General features: G+C 59.0%; 13 protein-coding genes and 4 pseudogenes. 12 read left to right on the top strand and 5 right to left on the bottom strand.

What is annotated here, in order from left to right; genetic code table 11:
- Positions 1-178: 178 nt before the first annotated feature.
- The 7 genes and pseudogenes from ACQKRQ_RS02220 to ACQKRQ_RS02190 all read left to right on the top strand — a co-directional run.
- A pseudogene (locus ACQKRQ_RS02220) lies at positions 179-426 on the top strand (IS5/IS1182 family transposase); the annotation flags it as partial.
- Positions 427-507: 81 nt separating this feature from the next.
- On the top strand, positions 508-2,781 hold the full coding sequence (locus ACQKRQ_RS02215) for an FdhF/YdeP family oxidoreductase (RefSeq protein WP_427474868.1): 2,274 nt from the start codon (positions 508-510) through the stop codon (positions 2,779-2,781).
- 803 nt (positions 2,782-3,584) lie between these two features.
- The gene (locus ACQKRQ_RS02210) at positions 3,585-5,228 is read left to right on the top strand and encodes an MFS transporter (RefSeq protein WP_427474867.1); all 1,644 of its coding nucleotides are present in this window, start codon (positions 3,585-3,587) and stop codon (positions 5,226-5,228) included.
- Complete coding sequence (locus ACQKRQ_RS02205) at positions 5,225-6,373, top strand: HlyD family secretion protein (protein WP_427474866.1); 1,149 nt, start codon at positions 5,225-5,227, stop codon at positions 6,371-6,373. The genes ACQKRQ_RS02210 and ACQKRQ_RS02205 overlap by 4 nt, the downstream gene beginning before the upstream one ends.
- Complete coding sequence (locus ACQKRQ_RS02200) at positions 6,370-7,776, top strand: efflux transporter outer membrane subunit (RefSeq protein WP_427474865.1); 1,407 nt, start codon at positions 6,370-6,372, stop codon at positions 7,774-7,776. The genes ACQKRQ_RS02205 and ACQKRQ_RS02200 overlap by 4 nt, the downstream gene beginning before the upstream one ends.
- Positions 7,777-7,923: 147 nt before the next feature.
- Positions 7,924-8,322 (top strand): annotated as a pseudogene (locus ACQKRQ_RS02195) (IS6 family transposase); the annotation flags it as partial.
- A 24-nt stretch (positions 8,323-8,346) separates the two neighbouring features.
- Positions 8,347-8,568 (top strand): annotated as a pseudogene (locus ACQKRQ_RS02190) (integrase core domain-containing protein); the annotation flags it as partial.
- 39 nt (positions 8,569-8,607) lie between these two features.
- Here the strand turns inward: ACQKRQ_RS02190 and ACQKRQ_RS02185 are convergent.
- From ACQKRQ_RS02185 to ACQKRQ_RS02175, 3 genes are read right to left on the bottom strand one after another with little or no spacing between them, the layout of a single operon-like run.
- Positions 8,608-9,018 carry a YciI family protein gene (locus ACQKRQ_RS02185; RefSeq protein ID WP_427474864.1) on the bottom strand — a complete coding sequence of 137 codons (411 nt, stop codon included), beginning with the start codon at positions 9,016-9,018 and terminating at the stop codon, positions 8,608-8,610.
- A 55-nt stretch (positions 9,019-9,073) separates the two neighbouring features.
- Positions 9,074-10,327, bottom strand: coding sequence for a sugar MFS transporter (locus tag ACQKRQ_RS02180; RefSeq protein WP_427474863.1), 1,254 nt, complete (start codon positions 10,325-10,327; stop codon positions 9,074-9,076).
- Positions 10,328-10,338: 11 nt separating this feature from the next.
- The gene (locus ACQKRQ_RS02175; RefSeq protein ID WP_427474862.1) at positions 10,339-11,274 is read right to left on the bottom strand and encodes an NAD(P)-dependent oxidoreductase; all 936 of its coding nucleotides are present in this window, start codon (positions 11,272-11,274) and stop codon (positions 10,339-10,341) included.
- Between the two features lie 305 nt (positions 11,275-11,579).
- On the opposite strand from ACQKRQ_RS02175, the gene ACQKRQ_RS02170 reads away from it, so the two are divergent.
- Genes ACQKRQ_RS02170 through ACQKRQ_RS02160 form a run of 3 tightly spaced genes read left to right on the top strand, consistent with a single transcriptional unit; the run spans position 11,580 to position 13,437 of the window.
- Positions 11,580-12,104, top strand: a complete 525-nt coding sequence (locus ACQKRQ_RS02170) for a cupin domain-containing protein (protein ID WP_427474861.1) — start codon at positions 11,580-11,582, stop codon at positions 12,102-12,104.
- 43 nt (positions 12,105-12,147) lie between these two features.
- Complete coding sequence (locus tag ACQKRQ_RS02165; protein ID WP_427474860.1) at positions 12,148-13,062, top strand: dioxygenase; 915 nt, start codon at positions 12,148-12,150, stop codon at positions 13,060-13,062.
- A gap of 54 nt (positions 13,063-13,116) precedes the next feature.
- Positions 13,117-13,437, top strand: a complete 321-nt coding sequence (locus ACQKRQ_RS02160) for a putative quinol monooxygenase (RefSeq protein WP_427474859.1) — start codon at positions 13,117-13,119, stop codon at positions 13,435-13,437.
- A gap of 20 nt (positions 13,438-13,457) precedes the next feature.
- Here ACQKRQ_RS02160 and ACQKRQ_RS02155 read toward each other — a convergent pair whose 3' ends face one another.
- A complete protein-coding gene (locus tag ACQKRQ_RS02155; protein ID WP_427474858.1) occupies positions 13,458-14,423 on the bottom strand; it encodes a LysR family transcriptional regulator in 966 nt (321 codons plus the stop codon).
- Between the two features lie 564 nt (positions 14,424-14,987).
- On the opposite strand from ACQKRQ_RS02155, the pseudogene ACQKRQ_RS02150 reads away from it, so the two are divergent.
- Positions 14,988-15,509, top strand: a pseudogene (locus tag ACQKRQ_RS02150) (transposase); the annotation flags it as partial.
- A gap of 147 nt (positions 15,510-15,656) precedes the next feature.
- Here the strand turns inward: ACQKRQ_RS02150 and ACQKRQ_RS02145 are convergent.
- On the bottom strand, positions 15,657-16,481 hold the full coding sequence (locus tag ACQKRQ_RS02145) for a three-Cys-motif partner protein TcmP (protein WP_427474857.1): 825 nt from the start codon (positions 16,479-16,481) through the stop codon (positions 15,657-15,659).
- A gap of 217 nt (positions 16,482-16,698) precedes the next feature.
- On the opposite strand from ACQKRQ_RS02145, the gene ACQKRQ_RS02140 reads away from it, so the two are divergent.
- Positions 16,699-17,556, top strand: a complete 858-nt coding sequence (locus tag ACQKRQ_RS02140; RefSeq protein WP_427476049.1) for a DUF5131 family protein — start codon at positions 16,699-16,701, stop codon at positions 17,554-17,556.
- Positions 17,557-17,558 lie beyond the last annotated feature (2 nt).

Raw genomic sequence — 17,558 nt, 5'->3', positions numbered from 1 at the left:
CGATGCCGATGAATAATATTCTATGATTTAGCATTCCGAGGGACGTAACGCCAAGTAAATGATGACTGGTTGTTCAAATTAAATTTGAATATGTTCAGATGCATTGGATCTAACATGAGGACTTTAAGGAAGTAAAGTGAGTTGAGCTTTAGAATTTGGATGTCGATAAGAGTTACGTTCCGATCCGCATCGTCGACAATTGCGCGACCACGGCATCAAACCGGTGATCGCAAGGCCCCGCACTGAACATTGGAGTGGGCTGGGCAAATTCCGACGGGTCGTTGAACGGACTCACTCGTGGCTCCACAACTTCAGTCGTCTTCGCATTCGCTTCGATCGTCGAGCTGACATTCACGAAGCATCTCGAAATTCGACTGCGCCCTCGTCTGCTGGAACATCTTCAGGCGTACGGAGCAGCCTTTTTGAACTGGCTTCTCAAGCCGCGATGCGGCGTAACCCCCACATAAGATAGTCTCCAGCTTGCTGGTGCAGTTCATGGAGTCACACATGAGTAATCGACGCGAAGTGCCCGGTATCCGGGAGTATGGCCATCCAGCTGGTGGTTGGGGAGCGCTCAAAGCGACATCGCAAGCCATCCGGCTGCAAATGGAGACCGTCAACGCGCCGCTCACGTTGCTTCGAACCAATCAGCCTGACGGTTTTGATTGTCCTGGGTGCGCATGGCCCGACAAGGAGCACAAGTCCACGTTCCAGTTTTGCGAGAACGGCGCCAAGGCGGTCACCTGGGAAGCAACGACCAAGCGGGTGCACCCAGAGTTCTTTGCGACCAACACGGTGTCATCGCTGCTGGAACGATCGGATTTTGAACTGGAGGATATGGGACGGCTCACGCATCCGCTAGTCTATGACCGTGCTACGGACACGTTCCGGGCCGTCGAATGGGAGGAGGCGTTCGGCCGGATCGGTGAAATCCTGCGCGGATTGTCGCCCGACCAGGTCGACTTCTATACGTCCGGCCGGGCCTCGAACGAGGCCGCATACCTCTATCAGCTGTTCGCACGGGAATTTGGCACAAACAATTTCCCCGACTGCTCGAACATGTGCCACGAACCGACCAGCGTCGGCTTGCCGCAATCGATCGGCATCGGCAAGGGCACCGTGTCGCTCGACGACTTCGAGAAGACCGACCTGATCATCTCGATCGGCCACAACCCGGGCACCAACCACCCGCGGATGATGGGCACGCTGTGGGAAGCTTCGCGTCGCGGCGTCCCGATCATTGTGTTCAATCCGCTTCGCGAACGCGCGCTGGAACGCTTCCAGGATCCGCAGTCCATGCTACAGATGGCGACGTTCGGCTCCACTCGCATTGCGTCAACCTATCATCAGGTGCAAGCTGGCGGCGACGCGGCCGCGCTCAAGGGCATTATCAAGGCGGTACTCGCACTCGACGCCGAGCGCGGCGACGTGCTCGACCGCGAGTTCATCGACATGTACACGGAAGGCTTTGATGTACTCGTCGCGGATATCGAGGCCACTTCCTGGCAAGACATCGAAGCAGAAAGCGGCCTGACCCGCGAGGAGCTCGAGGACGTCGCCGACGCGTACGCGCAAGCGAAGTCGACGATCATCACCTACGGAATGGGCGTCACGCAGCATAACAAGGGCACCGCGAACGTGCGCCTGATCTGCGACCTGCTGCTGATGCGCGGCAACATGGGCAGAGAAGGCGGCGGTATCTGCCCGCTGCGCGGTCACTCGAACGTGCAAGGAAACCGCACGGTCGGCATCACCGAAAAACCTTCGGCGGAATTCCTCGCGAAGATCGAGGAGGTATTCGGCTTCAAGCCACCTGCGGAGCATGGCCGCGACGCGGTCGCGACCATGGAGGCGATGATTGCGGGCAAGTCGAGGGCGCTGCTGTGCCTTGGGGGCAACTTCGCGGTCGCGCTGCCGGATTCGGACCAGTGCTTTCCGGCGATGAAGGCGCTCGATCTGAGTGTGCATCTCGGCACCAAGCTCAACCGCTCGCACCTGCTGGTCGCGAAGGAGACGTACATTCTGCCGGTGATTGGCCGCACCGAACTCGACGTGCAGAACGGCGTGGGTCAGTCGATCACTGTCGAGGATTCGATGTCGATGGTCCATGCGTCGGCCGGCAAGCTCACGCCCGCGTCCGAGTTCCTGCGCTCCGAGCCCGCGATTGTGGCCGGCATCGCCAATGCGACGCTCCCGGACAGCAAGGTCAACTGGATGGAGCTGGTCGCCGATTACGACAAGATCCGCGACCTGATCGAAAAGACAATTCCGGGCTTCGAGAGCTACAACGCACGCATCCGCGTGCCGGGCGGGTTCCGCATGCCGCTGCCGCCCACCGAGCGCGTTTTCCCGACGCCGACCGGCAAGGCGATGTTCTCGGTGTACCACGGTGTGAAGGAAGACGCGGACGTGGACGGCGACGACATACTGCGCCTCGTGACGCTACGCAGCCACGACCAGTACAACACCACTATCTATGCACTGGACGATCGTTACCGAGGTGTGTTCGGCCGGCGTGACGTGCTGTTCATGAACGAGGCCGATCTTGCCGCATGCGGACTCGAACATGGAGATCTGGTCGACATCGAGACGGCCGTCCCCGGCCGGCAACTTCGGCTGGAGAAGATCACGGCGATCGCCTACGACATCGCGCCAGGTTCGGTGGGCGCTTATTACCCGGAAGCAAACGTTCTGGTGCCGCTCGACTACATTGACAAGGAAAGCGGCACGCCGTCCTACAAGTCCACGCCAGTTCGTGTGGTCCGCTCAGTGGTGGCCTGAGTTTGGCAGAGAGTGCTGGTCTGTAGGGTGGGCTCTTGCGTCCACCCTACAAACCCACAAGAGGTCGGGGAACGAACACGAGAGCGTTCTATTTGGTGGGGGCAGGCGCTGAGTTGGAGGGTTGCGTCGTTGGTGGTAAAGCCGGGGTATCACCATTCGAAGTCCCGGCGAAGACGGCTGTCGATGACACTGATTCGCACCTGAAGCAAAAGGCGTGCACTGTCCGGCACCAACGCATTTGCTTCGACTTCGACTTGCACAATCAATGGAATCAAAGGCTTATCGTTCGCGCGTGGACGGCGTCTTGATCACCGTTTCGCGGGAAGTCCTCGTGTTTTCCCGATAAGGGCGTTGCCGGCAGCTGACATACATTTTCGTTCGAATCCCGAAGGCACCCCTGGTACGAGAGTCGATTCAGGCCGTCCGGTGTGAAGGTTTCCTGGAGGATGAAGTAGCTACCACTGTGCAAGTCAAAATTGTAGAGTTGTGCATACTCGTACGTATCGCCAGGATCACGATAGCTCGTGAAGATGGCGGGGGACAGATATCTGCGCGTGATGCCGCGGACTTGGTAGTCGAGTGTCCTACAGCCATCGGCCGGCCACGTCGCGAACGGAGGTACCCAAGCGCTCCCGGTACCTGGCTCAGCAGGGAGACCTGCGGCCAGATGTTGATTGCGTCTATCGCCGCATGATTGGTGTTAAAACTGTCCCTATGAAGTACTTCCCATGCGCCCCTGCTACTTTTCTGACAGTGCGCAGCCAGACACTGATGGTGTGCGTTCAGTAAATTAGGGGAGTTGCTTGTCTACCCATTTTGAAGAGCGCGACTACCCGTTAAAGCCAAACGAACGGCCGACGATACTGGGTAGTCCCGCAAATCCCGACCATCCGGCGGCAAGGCGCTATGCCTATTTCGCGATCGGATGCCTGATCGGGATCACCCAGGGCCTGGGCAATGGGCTGGTGTCGGTGAACCTGAATTACGCGCAAGGGACGCTCGGCCTTTACAGCGATGAAGCAACCTGGCTCACCGCCGCCTATTTCATGGTCTATGCGACCGCCAACCTGATCCTGGTGAAATTTCGCCAGCAGTTCGGTTTGCGGCGCTTCGTCACCTCCCTGCTCGTCAGCTATACCGTGTTCGCCCTGCTGCATGTGTTTGCGCAGGGATTCTGGTCGGCGGTCGCCGTGCGAGCCGTCAGCGCTATCTCCGCAGCCGGCCTCTCGTCGATGGGAATTTATTATTTGATGCAGTCAATGCCCGCAGCGAAAAGGATGCTCGGGATGCTCATCGGCATCAGCGTCCCCCAACTTGCGACGCCGCTCGCGCGCGTCCTGTCGCCCGGGCTGCTGGAGACGGGCAACTGGCACAGGCTCAACTGGTTCGAACTGGGTATGGCGCTGGCGACGCTGGCCGCCGTGATGGCCCTGCCCTTGCCGCCGAGCGAGCGCCGCAAGGTATTCGAGCCGGCCGACTTTCTGACCCTGACCCTGCTGGGGCCGGGGCTCGCACTATTCGTGGCGATATTCTCCGAAGGCCGGATCGAATGGTGGACCGAACGCGTCTGGCTGGGCTGGGCCCTCGTCGGTAGCGTGGCCCTGATCGCCGCGGGCCTGATCGTCGAGCACTGTCGCACCAATCCGCTGCTCAATACGCGCTGGCTGGGCACCCGCGAAGTTTCCCGCGTCATGCTGATCGCGGCAGCGATCCGCATCCTCCTCTCCGAGCAAACCTTTGGATCGGTCGGCCTGCTGACGCTGTTCGGCATGCTCAACGACCAGATGATCAGGCTCAATTCAATCATCCTCGCGGCATCGGTCGCCGGGATCGTCGTCAGTGCGCTGACTTTCAAGCCCGACAATCCAGGAAAGCCGATCGCCGTGGCGGCCCTGTTGATTGCGATCGGAGCCTTCATGGATGCGGGCGCAACCAATCTGTCGAGGCCGGGAAATTTCTACATCAGCCAGGGGTTGGTCGGCTTCGCCTCGCTCCTGTTCCTGGGGCGAGCGATGGTGATCGGCGCTTCGCGAATGGTGCTGGCCGGTGGCCAGAATTATCTGGTGAGCTTCGTCGTCGTGTTCAACATCAGTCAGAGTGTCGGAGGCGTAGTTGGCAGCACCTTGCTCGGTACATTCCAGACGGTTCGCGATAGGTTTCATTCGAACGAACTTGTACAGTCTCTCGTCATGAGCAATCCAGTGGTCGCCGCGCAGGTTCGCGAGGGGGCTGTGCAACTGTCCCTGCGCGTGTCGCGCGAAGCGAATATTCTGGCCTATAACGACGTATTCTTGCTGGTAGGTGTGCTGGCAAGCCTGACCGTTGTTTGGGACTTGATAATCCAGTGGTTGATGTGGCGACGTCGCGAAGTCTCGCCGCTCATCCTTCTCCAGCAGCAGGCGATGAAAGCACAGCAGGCAAAAACCAACAGAAAGAGCCCGGAATGAACGAGCCAAAAAAAAATTCACCCGCGAGCGATAGTCAGACGCAACCGGCTGCTTCTCCCGCTTCACCTCCCGCTGCGGCGGCGGTGCCGAGCAGCTGGCATCCGCCGAAGAAGAGCCCGGTGACGATCATTGTCATCGTGCTGCTGGCGCTGTGCGCGATTGGCGTGGTCCTCCGCGCCTGGCGTCTGCCGCCTTTCGCCGGCAGTTCGGAGGATACCGACAACGCCTATGTGCGCGGGCTGGTGACGACCATCAGTTCGCAAGTGAGCGGCTATGTCACCAGCGTGCCGGTCGACGATTTCGCCGAAGTGAAGGCCGGCAAGATTCTCGCGACCGTCGACGACCGCATCTACGCCGCGAGGGTCGCGCAAGCCGAGGCCAATCTCGCCGCACAGCAGGCGGCGTTCGCCAACTCGGCGCAATCGCAGCGCTCGCGCGAACTGGCGACGCACAGCCAGGACGCGAACATCGCCGCCGCGCGTGCACAACTGGTGCGCGCCGAAGCCGACATGCGCCGCGCAGACGCTCTCGTCAAAGACGGATCGCTTTCGAAACGCGAGTACGACCAGACCCGTGCAGCTCTGCTCGCGGCCCGGGCCTCTCTGCAACAGGCCGTCGCGGGCCGCTCCATCGGTACGGAAGATGTGCGCACCGTGGTTGTCGCGCGGGCGGGATTGCAGGCGGCGATCGATTCCGCCGAAGCCGCGCTGCGCAGCGCGCAGGTTGATCTGGAGAACACCGTGATTCGCGCGCCTGTCGATGGACAGCTCTCCGAAATCGGTGTACGCAACGGCGACTACGTCACGGCGGGCACGCAGCTGATGTCGCTGGTACCGCACACCGTCTGGATCGTGGCCAACTACAAGGAAGCGCAGACGCATCGCATGCATGCCGGTCAGCGCGTGACGTTCCGCGTCGATGCGTTGGGCGACGCGGAGCTGCATGGCCGCGTCGAAAGAATGTCCCCGGCAACGGGATCGGAGTTCGCAGCGATCAAGCCCGACAACGCAACCGGCAATTTCGTCAAGGTGGCGCAGCGCATTGCCATACGCATCAGCGTCGATCCGGGACAGGAACTGGCGCGGCGGCTGCGACCGGGCATGTCGGTCGAGACCGCGGTCGATACTCACGACGGTGACCGATGAACCACGGCGTCCTTAGTTACGGCCTTAGCCTTGGCGTCGCTCTACTGCTGTTTGCCTGCGCGGGGCCGCCAGTCAAAGTCGCCGCCGTGCCCGCTGTCGTGGAGCCCCCAGCGTGGCAAGGCGGTGCAACGCAGACGATGTCGCTGGACAAGGACTGGTGGCGGCAATTCGGCGATCCGGTACTGACCGCGCTGGTAGAAGAAGCGCTTGCCGGCAATACCGATATTGGCAAAGCAGTCGGCCGCGTACGCGAGGCGCGCGCAGGCGCAGCGATCGCGCGTGCGGCGTTGCTGCCCACGCTCAACGCCGGCTTCGATAATGCCGGGCGCTCCCGTATCGTTAGCCCCTTTGGTACGCCGCTCCAGCAAAGCACCGGACAGGTAGACATCGAGGCTGCATGGGAAGTGGATCTGTTCGGCCAGTTGGCCGACCAGCGCGCCGCCGCGCGCAATGCGTATCTCGCCAGCGCGGCGGCACGCGACGCTACGCGATTGTCCGTCGCCAGTTCGACGGCGAGCGGCTATATCACGCTGCTCAGTCTCGATGCACAGTTGAAGATCGCCGAGGCGACGCTGACTGCGCGCGCAAACTCACTGCGTCTGGCAAAAACGGAATTCGAAAACGGCTATTCGTCTCGACTGGAATTGCAGCAGGCGCAGTCGGAATACGATTCGACCGCGCAGCTCATCCCACAGACGAAGCTGGCGATTACGCGCGCTGAAAATTCGCTGAGCGTGCTCACCGACGATATCCCAGGTTCTATCCCACGCGGCGAGGTGCTCGATGCACTGACCGAGCCGGTCATTCCGCAGACGTTGCCATCCGGGTTATTGCGGCGGCGCCCCGACGTCGCCGAAGCGGAATACCAGCTTGCAGCGGCAGACAAGTCGCTGGCCGCGGCGCGCAAGAACTTCTTGCCACAGTTCAATCTGGCGGCCTCGCTTGGCCGGTCCTTCGGGACAGAGCAGGTATATCCGTTCAACATCTGGTCGTTGGGCGGAAGCATTCTCGCGCCGCTGTTTGAGGGGGGCAAGCTGACTGCCTTGGCCGAAAAGGCCGGTGCGCAGCGCGATCAGGCGGCATTCGCCTATCGGGGGACCGCCCTCACCGCGATCAGCGAGGTTGAAAAAGCGTTGGCCGCCGCGCAGCGCCTGGATGAGCAGTTGGTGATGGCCATCGCCCAGCGCGATTCCCTGTCCGAACAGTTGCGGATCGCCACCAATCGCTATCGCGAAGGCTATGCGACCTATCTGGATCAGCTCGACGCGCAGCGCAACCTGCTTTCCGCGGAACTCGGTGTCGTCCAGCTCCGAGCCGATGCCCTTACAGCACGCGTGACCCTCTATCAAGCGATGGGTGGCGGATGGAGCGCTGATATGATCGACAGAGCGGACGCAGATTAGTTAACGTGTCTGTGTCTTCCCCTCCCCCGGATTTGTATGATCCGTGTATTTCAATCGTCCAGAAATATCAAGCAGGAGAGCGAATCGAAGTTCAAGGGCTCTGCTGGGCACTGTCACGTTGCTGAGATGGTCGAGTAAGATCGCGTGATGAAGAATGCCAAATCGCTTTACCAGGGTCATCGCTTTCCGGCGGCAGTCATCGGTTGCGCATTGCGCTGGTATTTCAGGTTTCAGTTCAGCCTGCGTGATGTCGAAGAGCTGCTGTTCGAGCGCGAGGTTATCGTCAGCTACGAAACGGTCCGACGCTGGCGCGATAGGTTCTGTGCGTGCTTCGCATATCGTGTGAAATCGGCGCGTCGCAAGCCCGGCACCACATGGCACCTTGACGAAGTATTTGTGTCGTTGCGCGGCGAGCCTTACCTGTTATGGCGCGTTGTCGATCAGCACGGCGCCGAGATCGATATCCTGCTACAGAAGCGCCGTGACAAGGCTGCGTCCAAACGCTTCTTCAAGCGCGCGCTTGCCTCATGTGCTGAGGCACCACGCAACGACACTGTGCCCGGATATGGCATTCTGTTGTCGACGGACGGCAAAGGAAGCTGGCGCGACAACGTGGTCGTCGAACGACTCTGGCGCAGCGTGAAATACGACGAGACATATCTGAAAGCATACGAATCGGTCGGCCAGGCGCGGCGGTCGATCGCTGATTACCTGACGAGGTACAACCAGCGTCGACCTCATTCAAGTCTGGCAGACCGCACACCGGATGAGGCTTACTTCGCGATGCTGCCTGCGATCAAAACGGCGGCGCGACGTCCAGCAGCTTCCACCTTAAATCGCGTGATGACTGTCCGAACGAACGGGGCCACCTCTGTCCAGGTCAAATCTGCTTTCAGAGAGCTTCGTCTTCACGGATAGCGTTCCCTCGCGCAGTTCCCACAGCTTGATTTCGAATCGCCGCAGTCCGCGTCGAATAAACGGTTCGTTTTGCATGAACTCGGCAGCCTTTTGTTCACTATCCGCGTAAAGGACCGTCATGCCTTCTCCGACAGGCTGTCCTTCCGTGATAAATGGCCCTGACAGGAAAACATGATCCTCGAACTCCATCATGTACCGCAGGTGTTCAGGTATATGCGGAACAATTTCCTCAACCGGGGCTACGGGATAGCTAAAAGCAACATACAGACGCTTGCGAAGGTTGGGTTTGATGAGCTGCTGGATTTCATCTTGCAAGGTGGTCATGGTGTGTCTCCAACTGAAATGACAGAAGTGTGAACAGATATCCGATCGTTCCACCTTATGCGCTGACAGAAACCGTGCGCCGACTAGCGATCGCGAAGGCAAGAACCACAATAAAGCAGAACACGGGAATCAGATACGCGGAGGCGATGCTTACCCGGTCCGCTATGGCTCCCATCGCGAGCGGTGCGACTGCGCCGCCAAACAATGCCATTACCTGAAACGATGCAGCACGCTTGGTAAGGGGGCCGAGGTCCTTCATCCCGAGCGCGAAGATCGTAGGAAACATAATGGACTCGAAGAAAAAGATCCCTATCAGTGCCACGACAGACACCGTCTGCAATCCTGCTACAACCACAAGGCACAATGCGAGGCACACCACCGCGTAGATGGAAAGTACAGTGGCGGGATTGAACGTGCGCATGAAAGCCGTAGACAGAAATCGGCCCACCGTGAAGCTGATCATTCCCGCCGAGAGCATAAACGCCGCCGTGTGCACCTGCAGGCCAGCCCAATGTTCAGTGGCGTAGTTGATGAAGAACGCAGCGATTCCGACCTGAGCAGAAAAGTAGAAAAATTGCGCGAACACGCTAAGCACGAACCTGCGTTGCCGCAACAGCGATGCGCGCGGGTGGCCATGTTCCTGCTTCAACTCTCCATTGTCGATTTCGGGCAAAGCGGTGCGCCAGATACCTACGGCGAGCAACAATACGACGACCGCTATCACGACGTACGTCAGCCTGACCGATCCGGCGTTGCTGTCAAACGATGCCCCATGACGAAAGAAGAACAGGCCTCCGATGATCGGACCGGCGAACGAGCCAAGACCGGTGAATGCCTGCGCGAGATTCAAACGGGCTGGACCTCCGTCCGCGCTGCCCAGCATCGTAACGTACGGATTCGCTGCGGTCTCAAGGCATGCCGCACCCGAAGCGAGTATGAACAATGCAAACAGGAATGGTCCAAACCGACCGAGGGTGGTCGCTGGAACAAACAGCAACGCTCCCACTGCAAACAGCACCAGACCGAGCAGAATGCCTCTTTTATAGCCATGCCGGTTCACGTAGATGCCGGATGGCACCGCCACCAGGAAATAGGCACCAAAGTAGCAGGTCTGCAGCAGCGCGGATTGCATCCGACTCACGCTTAGCGTCTGCTGGAAATGTTTGTTCAGTACGTCCAGCAAACCATACGTGAGACCCCATACAAAAAACAGACTGATTACGAGTCCCAGGGCAACGCTATAGCGAACTGCAGGGGCACTACCCGTTGATGAACTACTGCGTACAGAAACGTCGATGATGGATGTCATGACTGAAGTCCTCAAGCGTGTAACGGAAGTCCCGCCGATTGCTGGGCGACCTTGATAAGCGCGGCGTAGTCTTCGCCTGCTGCACCGATCGCAACCGCGCTTTGAAGCGACTGCGCTACAACAGCTGTCAACAGCAGAGGAACGTGCAAGGCAGCGCCGGCCTCGAGAATCAGACTCATATCCTTTTGCATCTGCCCGACTGTGAAGGTGGGCGTGAAGTCGTATTGCTTCAACTGGTCCGACTTAGCTTTTACGATTGGCGAGCCCACCGCACTCGCGGAAATGACCTGCCACATGTCGCCCCAGTCAAGGCCGCCTTTCTGGCCGAATGCGAGTGCCTCGGCGAGCATGCCGGCGGTGTTCGCAACCATCAGATTAATAACAAGTTTCATCACCCGAGCTTCGTCGCCGGAGCCCACGTAGAACTGTGCAGGTCCGAGCAGTTTCAGCAGTGCCCGCACACGTTGATATTCGACGTGCGGCCCTGAGGCAATTGACGTCAGCCGAGCGTTCTCCACCATCTTTGGATTGCCAGACACCGCGACCCGCAGATACGGCACCTGCGCCGCGTAGAATGCATGCGCAACCCGCTGGGATGCGCTGAGCGATACAGTGCTTGTATCAACGTATAGTTGTCCCGGCCCTGCGCGGGCAGCGACTTCGCCGGCCACGGCTTCGAACGCGCCATCGTGTGGCAGCGAACTGAAGACGACATCTGCGTTTTCCAACACGGCGGCGAGCGTTTCGCCAACCGATAGCCCGGCCGCGCGCGCGAGTTCCGTGCGATCGGGCAACGCGTCAAATACGATAACGCGGTGGCCACCCGCATGAAAATGACGTGCGATCGGCAGCCCCATTTTGCCGACACCGACCAGGCCTACCTTCTGGGGACCGTCAAGCGCTGAAATGGGGCCTGGATCAGATACGCTGCAGACGGACTCGTCCATGATGTCTCCTCCTGGTTTGATATGACGGACAGAGGTGGGTGCTGACCGTAAGCGGATGTTATGTGGTGGCTCGGGAGCGCGTCCAACATCAATTGGGTCTGGGATTAATGCCTTTAAGTTATCGACGCGCCCGTCAGCGCGCATGCTTTAGGGTGAAAAGGCGGTCCAAACCGCTGGGTAGACAACCCATGCCGGCAAGTTATGGAAGCAGGAGAAAAATGGTGTTGGATTTGAGCCCACAGGTTCCATAGCATTTCGGTACGGACAAGCATGTCCGTCATCACAAAACCACTTAGGAAATGCAAATGGATATCACCGCTGAACAGATGGAAGCAACCCGCGTTGCCCGTTGGGGCAAGGTAGCGCCTTATGGCGAGACGTTCATCGAAAGTCGGTTGCCGGGCTTTAGCAAGCGCCTGTACAAGCTCATCAATCGCGGCGTGCTGGAAAACAAGGGCGTGCAGCCCGCGATCCAGGGCGCGCATCGTTTTGGCGTGACGCTGATCGAGATACCGGTCGGCCAAGGTGCCAACCTGCATTCCCACAGGACCGAAGAAGTGTTCTTCCCGCTAAATGGCAAGATGATCGTCATCTGGGGCGATAAGGGCGAGCACCAAATCGAGTTGAATCAGTGGGATTGCATCTCGATGCCAGTCGGTGTGATGCGCGGGTTCCGCAACCCGAACGATCATGACCTGGTGGTGTACTCTGTTGTCGGCGGCCGCGACGAAGAAGTCGGCCGTATCGAATGGCATCCGGACGTCCTGAAAGCCGCAGAAGGAACCGGCCTCGAGTACGACACGACCGGCTTTCTCAAGACCGAGTCTTAAGCGGCGGAACGTCACAAACTGACATGCCACGAGGCGTAGAGAAATGAAAATGGAATCCCCGTCCGACGCTCCCGACGCAATGCGTCGTGAAGCCATCCCCGCGACTGCGGAAGCCCTGTTTGATGCAGTGCTCGCGTCGAATCAACGGACTCCGAACCCGCGTCTCAAACAGGTGATGGATGCGTTGCTACGCCACCTGCATGGGTTTGCCTCGGAAGTCCAGCTCAGTTATGCAGAACTCGAAATCGCTCTGGACTTCCTCGTTCGCATCGGCAAGGCCACAGGGCCCGAGAAACACGAAGGCATTTTGCTGGCAGATATTCTGGGCCTTGCAACGCTGGTCGGCTTGAACGACTCCAGGAAAGCCCTCGCCGCAGGAGGCACCGAGCCTGCACTTGTTGGGCCGTTCTGGCGTGCCAATCAGCCAGTGCGTGAACAAGGCGCAAACATTGCCAGCGCGGGCACACCCGGCGACAGACTGTTCGTCAATGGACGGGTCTTGTCGCTAGACGGAACACCGATTGGCAACGCACGCGTAGAAACGTGGCAAGCGTCACCCGGCGGCCTTTACGAGAATCAGGATCCCGGGCAGGAGGACATGAACCTGCGCGCCAGGTTCCAGACCGACGAAGACGGAAAGTTCTCATTCCGCAGCGTGCGCCCAGCCGGATACGCTGTTCCAGTCGACGGTCCATGCGGCGAACTGCTCGCGCTTCAGCAACGCGAGATCATGCGCCCTGCCCATCTGCATTTCATCGTGATGGCCGAAGGATACAAGACGCTCGCGACACAGATCTTCGACGCTGACGATCCAAACGCCTATCGTGATGTCGTATTTGGCGCAGTCGGCTCACTGCTGCATGAGTTCGAGAAAGCGCCAGACGGGAATTACGTTCTCGACCTTGATTTGCGGCTCGAGCGGGGTGAAATGCGCATCCCCATGTGTCCTCTACCGTGAGTTTCGGCCGCTACACTCCTGCTGTAGCGGCCTTCTTTTTCATCAAATACCGATATGACCAGTATCGACAGCGAAACGATCACCGTAATCGCGACGTTCGTCCCAAAGGTGGGCATGGAAGAAGCCGTACAGTCCGTGCTCCAGGAGGTCCTTGAGCCGACCCGACAGGAGCCAGGCTGCCTGCGGTTCGATCTTTTCAGAAGTGCCGGCGCCCCCATGACATTTCACCTGTACGAGATCTTCTCTGAGCGGGCATCGATTGACGCGCACCGCCTCACGCACCATTACCAGGCCTACCGCGCAAAGATCGAACCTTTGCTTGAGACAGCGCCACGCGCCGTTGTTGTCTCCCCTATCGATGTCGCATCTCACTGACGTTAACATCGGTGTGCTCGCTACGTGTCCGACACAATGCTTTCCATATGCTCGCTACCGCCACCTGTCTCCGCCATTGGCCATTTTCCGGACTGAATCAACGACTCGACCGTCTCATGAACTAATGAAATCAACGTCACGGTCGCAGTGGACGGCGGTCGCTGCACGGCGTACGCAAGGAACCGCTCGAGAACCAATCCGCTGATCGGCACTGCGCGCAGTATTCCAGCGTCGACGTCCCTGGTAACCGCGGAGGCAAAGTGAATGGTCCAACCTACCCCTTCGGCGACGAGTTGAGCCGCGACAGCGGCAGACTCGACTTCCATCACCTCATCCAGCACGACATTCGCGCGCGCTGTCGCGCGCTCGAGGGCGAGGCGCACACCGGAATTCTGCAATCCAGTCAAAATCATCGGAACGCCCGCCAGATCCTCGACGTCGACGGAGGCGACCTGCAATCGTGGATCGCCGGACACGCCGATGACGCAGATGTGCTCTGAGAGCAGGCGGTCCGTATGAATGAGCGGAGTCGCCGCAATTGGGCCGCTCAGGACAGCGACGTCCAGCGCGCCCTGTTCGAGCGAATCGCTCAGGACCGGCGAGAAGCTCTCGGTTACTCGCAGTCGAATCTGAGGATATTTGCTCCGCAGTGCCAATGTCAGCGGCAGGACAAGCACACTGGCGAGAGCTGGCGGTAGCCCAAGAGCCACAAGGCCGCGCGGTGTACCTTGCAGATCCATGATGTCGCCCTTGATCTGGTCGCAATAGCGCAGCAGAAAAACCGCGCGCTCGAGTAGCAACGCTCCTTCCGGGGTCAATGATGCGCCGCGCGAATGTCGCTCCACCAGTCGCACACCCAGCTCCCGTTCAAGCAACTGGATCTGCCTGCTGAGCGCTGGCTGTGCAATGTGCAATACCGTCGCCGCGCGACCAAAGTGCTGGTGAGCTGCAAGCACCTTGAAGTATCTTAACTGCCGCAGTTCCATCCGGAATCTCGTGTCGTCATTGTTTGGCACCTTGCGAAAGTACGCCGGGGATTCATAGGAATTGTACGCGCTCGTCCATAAGTGGAAGCAATAGCTGCGCGAGCGCGGCTGTCGAAGCAAGATATACGCGAGGCTTTTCCATGTATAGCGCTAGCGCTACATCGTAAAGACGATTCGCTCATACGAGTTTGCGCGCCATACCGTTTCGACGTCGGTCAGCGGAACAGCCACAGCGTCGGTCGGAAGCGCACCAGTAACCGCAGCTTTGAGCAGTCCCCGAGACACCCGACTAATGACGCGTTTGATACGCTACCCAGGCCGTTGCCCATCAGTTCGAGAGCGGAACTCCGCAAAACGCTACTTGAGAAATTAATCGTAGTGCCGGGATCGCAGGGCGGGCTACTGCTCGCGCAACAACAGGCAAAATTTTAGATAGGCTGCCTCATCCGGCAGCCCGATTGTCGACGATCTACGTGGCCCAATCGACCGTCTCCTTGTGGCCGAGCCTGTGTGAAAACGCACTCATCGCCTAAACTGAATCAACTCATTGAGACCGGGTGACTCATGAAGCGATTCGTTGAAGGCGATGACCGCAAGCAGGTCGCACTACTTCCCGAATGCGTCGATGACTACATCGGCCAGGACAACCCGGTCAGAATCGTCGACGTGTTCGTAGACGAACTGGACCTCACGACGCTTGGCTTCAACGGCACCACGCCCGCAATCACGGGCCGCCCGTCCTAGCACCCTGGCGTGATGCTCAAGATCTATATCTATGGGTATCTGAACCGGGTACCCTCAAGCCGGCGTCTTGAGCGCGAATGCCAGCGCAATGTCGAGATGATGTGGCTGACGGGGCGTCTGGCACCGGACTTCAAGACGATCGCCGACTTTCGCCGCGACAACGGACCGGCCATCCGCAACGTATGCCGTCGTTTCGTCGAACTATGTCGCGGACTGAAGCTGTTATCCAGCGACATGGTGGCCATCGACGGCAGCAAGTTCAAGGCGGTGAACAGCCGCGACAAAAACGATACGGCCGGCAAGATCGACAAGCGTCAGCAACAGATTGAGGAAAGCGTTCAAGCGCCACAATCAGGCGCTCATCGCTCTCGCTCGACGACGCTGCGACGTGCTGTTCGCCATGCTGCGCGACGACACCCTCTACCAACCAAAATCCGCCCCTACCGCTTGACGAATCACATAGGGGCACGTTACATCGCATGGTCCGTGTCAGAACAGGCTGCGCGTTTCCAGCTGACACGCTTCACGCCACAATTTGTCCGCAAGCGGATGCCGTGCGATAAGGCATAACCAATACATCGTGGAATCCTTGCTGTTGCGGACCGGGTACATGATGTCGCAAACGCGCATGCCCGATCTGGACACCAGACCCGTCCAGTGTCCAATAAACGCTTGCCGCATTGCATGCTTCGAGCTCTGCCTGTCTACGACGTCACGCCATCCGGGTGCAAAATTGTCCAGCGGAGAATAAGTCGATTCAAGCCCGGCCGCGATATTGCGCTGGATATCGCCCGTGCTGAGATGCACCACGATGTCCATCGTCGGCATGGTAGCGAGCTTCTCGATGATCGAGAAATGAAGATGTCCCGCATTGAACGGGTCAAGCAGCGCAAAGTGAAAGCCCGCCCTGTTCAACTGGGGCAGAACCCAGTCTACAGTCTCATGCGCCTGGCCAGTCGCAGACTTTAGTGGTGCACCGTATCTGCGCAAACGGGTATCACACGCAGCAAGAAACTGGGAATTTGCATCGGCGACGAAAAAATCCGAAAACGCGCCCCGCCTCTGCTGGGCGATCCGCCACGCAGCCAGTGGCCCCCCATCCTGAAACGTCTGCGTATGCTTGATCTTGACCCGGCCGGTACCGGCGAAAAGGTCAATATAAGTGCGCTGACTCGTGAATTTCTGCCGTGCCGCCCACGACGCATCGATGTATCGCTTGATGATGCGATGCTTCTCTTCAGTTACCCAACGCCCAACTACCATGGCCGGCAGGCCATCGATCGGGTCCGGCACAACTCGTTCCTCGGTTTTCAAGGTGCTCTCTCGCGTGCTTCCGTTTTATATGCGACGCCAGCTCCTTCACGCGAACTGCTGCTGCCCGGGGTCAGTCAGCTGCAAGCGAATGCCCGGCATGCAGTCAAAAAAGCGGATCTTGTCAGGTTTCCACGTGTCGGGCGCCCAAACCCGCACGCCTTTTGCCAGCGATTTGGGGCGAGTACAATACTACGCTAGGTTATTGACGTCGCAGGCAATGGGAAAAGACTCTCGTATCGAATGGACGCATCACACCTTCAATCCCTGGTGGGGTTGTGTCAAGGTATCGGCCGCCTGTGACCACTGCTATGCGGACACGTGGGCGAAGCGCCTGGGCGAAGGGCTCTGGGGGCCACGCACGCCCCGGCGATTCTTCAGCGATGCTCACTGGAAAGAGCCTCTCCGGTGGAACCGGGAGGCCGCGAGGGACAAGGTTCGCCGTCGTGTGTTTTGCGCGTCTATGGCTGACGTTTTCGAGAATCGACCCGACCTTGTCGAAGAGCGGCGGCGCCTGCTTGATCTGATTGCGCAGACGCCGCACCTGGATTGGCTGCTCCTTACCAAGCGCATCCATCTTGTTCGCAAGCAATTGCCCAAAGGATACGAGTTCCCCAAAAACGTGTGGCTCGGAACAACAGTCGAGGATCAGGCAACGGCGAACAAGCGAATCAGGCATCTCCTGGAATTCTCATCCCCTTCAGTCAGGTTTCTTTCGTGCGAACCGCTGCTCTCGGCCATCGATCTCACCCAGCACCTGGTCCGCAACGACCGGGGTAACCGCGTTGACTGGGTAATCGCCGGTGGCGAGTCAGGGCCGCACTCGCGCCCAATGGACCCAGCGTGGCCAGCGGCGTTGCAACGGCAATGCGCCCTCGCTAAGGTACCATTTCACTTCAAACAGTGGGGACACTGGGCACCCGTCGAACAGGTAGCCGACGTCATGAAAAAAAGTACGCCCATCCGTGTCATCAGACAGGACGGCACTGAAGTCTCGGTCGCGGCAATCGGTAAAGGCAAGGCAGGAAGAGTTCTCGCCGGCAAGCACTGGGACCAGTTTCCACGGACAGTCCTGTAGCC

Origin of the sequence: Paraburkholderia sp. NPDC080076, assembly GCF_050281145.1 — a bacterium.
Taxonomy (GTDB): domain Bacteria; phylum Pseudomonadota; class Gammaproteobacteria; order Burkholderiales; family Burkholderiaceae; genus Paraburkholderia.
The sequence above is the reverse complement of the archived record's forward strand: the minus strand, read 5'-3'. Positions and strand labels throughout refer to the sequence as shown.